This window comes from Pseudomonas sp. JV245A (assembly GCF_032424515.1).
GTDB classification, from domain to species: domain Bacteria; phylum Pseudomonadota; class Gammaproteobacteria; order Pseudomonadales; family Pseudomonadaceae; genus Aquipseudomonas; species Aquipseudomonas protegens.
Window position 1 is genome coordinate 1 of the sequence record NZ_VYKE01000266.1, and the last position, 3,962, is coordinate 3,962.

The following is a 3,962-nucleotide window of genomic DNA, read 5'->3' on the forward strand; positions in this document are numbered from 1 at the left end:
ATCCCGCCAAAACCGAACATCAGGCCGAAGAACACCCCGGCGATCATGCCAACGTTGCCCGGCACCAGTTCCTGGGCGTACACCACGATGGCGGAGAATGCCGAGGCCAGGATAAAGCCGATCACCACGCTCAGGACGCTGGTCCAGAACAGGTCGACATGGGGCAGCAACAGAGTGAACGGCGCCACCCCGAGGATCGAGAACCAGATCACTGCCTTGCGCCCGATCTTGTCGCCGATCGGGCCGCCGAAGAAGGTTCCCGCCGCCACAGCTCCCAGGAACAGGAACAGATGCAGTTGCGAGCTGGCCACCGACAGGTCGAATTTCTCGATCAGGTAGAAGGTGAAGTAGCTGGTGAAGCTGGCCATGTAGAAATACTTGGAAAACACCAGCAGCCCGAGGACCACCAGGGCGCTGATCACCCGGTTCCTGGACAGGCCGTGAGTCGCCGCCTGGCCCTGCTTGAGCTTGTACAGGCGCAGGTGGTTGGCATACCAGCGGCTGATGGCGTACAGCACCACCAGGGCAAACAGCGCGAACAGGCCGAACCAGGCCACATTGCCCTGGCCGTAGGGAATGATGATGGCCGCAGCCAGCAAGGGGCCGAAGGCGGTGCCGGCATTGCCGCCGACCTGAAAGCTCGACTGGGCCAGGCCATAGCGCCCGCCCGAGGCCAGCCGCGCGACCCGCGAAGCCTCCGGATGGAAGGTCGAGGAGCCAATGCCGATCAATGCTGCTGCCAGCAGGATCAAGGGAAAGCTGCCGACCTGGGACATCATCAGGATGCCGATCAGGGTGCAGATCATTCCCGCCGGCAGCAGGAATGGTTGAGGCCGGCGGTCGGTGTAGTAGCCGACCCAGGGCTGCAACAGCGACGCGGTCAGCTGGAAGGTCAGGGTAATCAGGCCGACCTGGGTGAAGGTCAGGCCGTAGCTGTCCTTGAGCATCGGGTAGATCGCCGGCAGCACTGCCTGGATCAAGTCGTTGATCAGGTGCGCCAGGGCCACCGCACCAATGATGCGCAGGACCAGGGGACTGCTTTGCGAAGCCGGGGAAGCCGTCGCGGCGACGCTCGGGGAGTTGCTGCTAGCCATAGGATTTTCCGTACAACGGGTGGGTGCACAGGGGCAGGTGCGTCAATGTGCCATTTTTCGGTGCAGTCGCGCCATCCCATTAGCTTGCTAACGAACCCCGATTCGCGCCTCGGGGAAATCCGCTTCCAGCTCGGCCTTGAGCCACTGGATAAACCATTCCACATCCTCCGACCACTCGCTGGCCGGGGTCAGCACCCGGTAGCTTTCCAGCTGCACCTGGTCTTCCAGCACCCGCACCAGGGTGCCGGCCTTGAGCTCCTCGCGCACCAGCACTTCGTTGGCCAGGGCAATACCACCGCCGCTTTCCGCCACCGACAGCGCATGGTCGTTGTTCACGTAGATCAGGTCGGACGTGAGGTGGATATCCAGGCCATTGGCGGCAAACCACAGGTTCCACCACTCACCGTCATCGAAGTGGATCAACTCATGGCGGGCCAGGTCCGCCGGCTCGCGAATCGCCTCGATACTGGCCAGGTAGGCCGGGGTGCAGATGGGAAACACCCGGGGGCAGATCAGGCTGACCCGGGACTCGGCGTATTGCCCGTCCAGGCCGTAGGCGATCCCCAGGTCGCTGCTCTTGGCATCCACTTCGCTAAAGGTCGAGTTCGGCTCGATGGCGAACTTCAGGCCCGGGCGCACGTGGCGCAGCGCCTCCAGGCGCGGGGTCAGCCAGCGCTTGGCAAACCCCGGCACGACCATGATCCGCAGCCAGCGCTCGGCGGCCCTGGGCTGTACCTCGCGCCCGGCCTCGATGATCAGTTGCAGGGCGGCGGCGATCTTGCGGTGGTACTTCTCCCCCGCCGGGGTCAGGTTCACGCCGCGGGACGTGCGCTCGAACAGCTGCACCCCGAGCCAGTCCTCCAGCAGCTTCACGTGGCGGCCAATGGCCGGCTGGGTCACATGCAAGGCCCTTGAGGCTTCGACATAGCTGCCAAGACGGGCGGCGGCATCAAAAGCACGCACTGCATTCAACGGTGGCAAACGCTGCTCGACCATGATTTCGCCCGCCCCTTGCTATTAAATTTTTTAACAGCCGGTATGTTAAAATTGATGTTTCGCCCCCGCAACCCCTCACTGATAATCAGCCCCAGCAGAACCCGGTAAAACCCGCGCAAAGCCTGCAAAGACAAGCTTTCCACGCACCCGACACATTTCGATCCTGCCCAAGAAAAACAAGATCCATGGCCTGCACGACAGCTCATGGGGGAATCGGAGGTAAGGCATGAATGCCCTGCATGCGCTGCAAACGCTGGCGGTGTCCATCCGTTCAGTGCGCAAGGTCTACGGCGATCCACACAGCGGCCCGGTGGCCCTGAAGAACATCGACCTGGATATCCGCGACAACGAATTCTTCACCCTTCTCGGCCCCTCGGGCTGTGGCAAGACCACCCTCTTGCGGATGATCGCCGGGTTCGAGTTCCCGACCCAGGGCGAGATCCTTCTCTATGGCGAGAACATCGCCGACCGGCCGCCCTTCGAGCGCCCGGTGAACACGGTGTTCCAGCATTACGCACTGTTCCCCCACATGACCCTGGCCGAGAACCTGGCCTTCGGCCTGGAATCGCGCCCTATGGGCCAGGTATTGAACAAGGCGCAGATCGCCGAGCGGGTGCGCGAGATGCTGGCCCTGGTGCAGATGGAGCGCTTTGCGGCGCGCAAGCCCAACCAGCTGTCCGGCGGCCAGCAGCAACGCATCGCCCTGGCCCGAGCCCTGGCCCCCCACCCCAAGGTACTGCTGCTGGACGAGCCGCTGTCGGCCCTGGACCTCAAGCTGCGCCAGGCCATGCGCGAAGAACTCAAGGCCATCCAGGCCAAGACCGGTATCACCTTCATCTTCGTCACCCACGACCAGGAAGAAGCCCTGACCCTGTCCGACCGCATCGCCGTGCTCTCCGAAGGCGAAGTGCAACAAGTGGGTCGCCCGGAAGAAATCTACGAGCAGCCGCGCAATCGCTTCGTCGCCGACTTCATCGGTGAAACCAACTTCATCCCGGCCACGGTCAGCCGTGTCGAAGCGGGCCTGGCCTGGTTCAGCGGGCCCGCCGGGCAGGCGCTGCCGGCGCAACCCTGCACCACCGCCAAGGTCGGCCAGCAGGTCACCCTGTCGGTGCGCCCCGAGCGCTTGCACCTGCGCGGTGATGCCTCGCAAGGCGCCCTGGCGTGCCGTATCGAAGCGCTGATCTACCTGGGTACCGACCTGCAATACCAGGTCAGCCTCGGCGACGGCACGCGCCTCACCGTGCGCACGCCCAACAGCCTCGAACACCACCCGCGCCTGAGCGTAGGCAGCAGCGCCGGGCTGCTGTTCGAACGCGGCAGCGCCAGCGTCCTGCTGGATTGACCACGAGGATTCGCCATGCACGCCTCATCGATTTCCCATCATCTGGAACGGCGCAAAGCCTTGCGCAGCTTTCTCGGGGTCAGCCCGGCCCTGGTCGCCATCGGCCTGTTCCTGATCGTGCCGATCCTTATCGTCATCGGCTATTCGTTGATGGAAGCCAACCCCTACGGCGGGGTGAACAAGGTCTTCAGCAGCGACGCCTACACCTCCCTGCTGTTCGAACGGCAACTGGACGACAGCCTGGCCTTCGCCGACTCCTACCTGCTGATCGCCCTGCGCTCGATCGGCATCGCCGGGCTGACCACGGTGATCACCCTGCTGATCGGTTTTCCGGTAGCGGTGTGGCTGGCCATGCAGCCAGTGCGGCGCCGCGGCCTGCTGATCTTCCTGATCACCGTGCCGTTCTGGGCCAACCTGCTGATCCGCACCTACGCCTGGATCCTGCTGCTGCGCAACACCGGGGTGATCAACAACAGCCTGATGGGCCTGGGGGTCATCCACGAGCCGTTGCAGTTGCTCTACACCGA

Annotated in this window: 4 protein-coding genes; 2 read left to right on the forward strand and 2 right to left on the reverse strand. The window is 63.7% G+C overall.

Translation table 11 applies throughout. The features are described 5' to 3' along the window. Both F6S12_RS30190 and F6S12_RS30195 read right to left on the reverse strand, forming a co-directional pair. Positions 1 to 1,094, reverse strand: a 1,094-nt coding sequence (locus tag F6S12_RS30190) for an MFS transporter (protein WP_315869721.1), incomplete at its 3' end; no start/stop codon positions are given. An 87-nt stretch (positions 1,095 to 1,181) separates the two neighbouring features. After that, the gene (locus tag F6S12_RS30195; protein ID WP_015636983.1) at positions 1,182 to 2,090 is read right to left on the reverse strand and encodes a LysR substrate-binding domain-containing protein; all 909 of its coding nucleotides are present in this window, start codon (positions 2,088 to 2,090) and stop codon (positions 1,182 to 1,184) included. A 226-nt stretch (positions 2,091 to 2,316) separates the two neighbouring features. Here F6S12_RS30195 and F6S12_RS30200 point away from each other — a divergent pair, with 226 nt between their 5' ends. Both F6S12_RS30200 and F6S12_RS30205 read left to right on the forward strand, forming a co-directional pair. Continuing rightward, on the forward strand, positions 2,317 to 3,435 hold the full coding sequence (locus F6S12_RS30200) for an ABC transporter ATP-binding protein (RefSeq protein WP_123431404.1): 1,119 nt from the start codon (positions 2,317 to 2,319) through the stop codon (positions 3,433 to 3,435). 15 nt (positions 3,436 to 3,450) lie between these two features. Beyond that, positions 3,451 to 3,962: ABC transporter permease (locus tag F6S12_RS30205; RefSeq protein ID WP_409999870.1), on the forward strand; the 512-nt coding region annotated here is incomplete at its 3' end.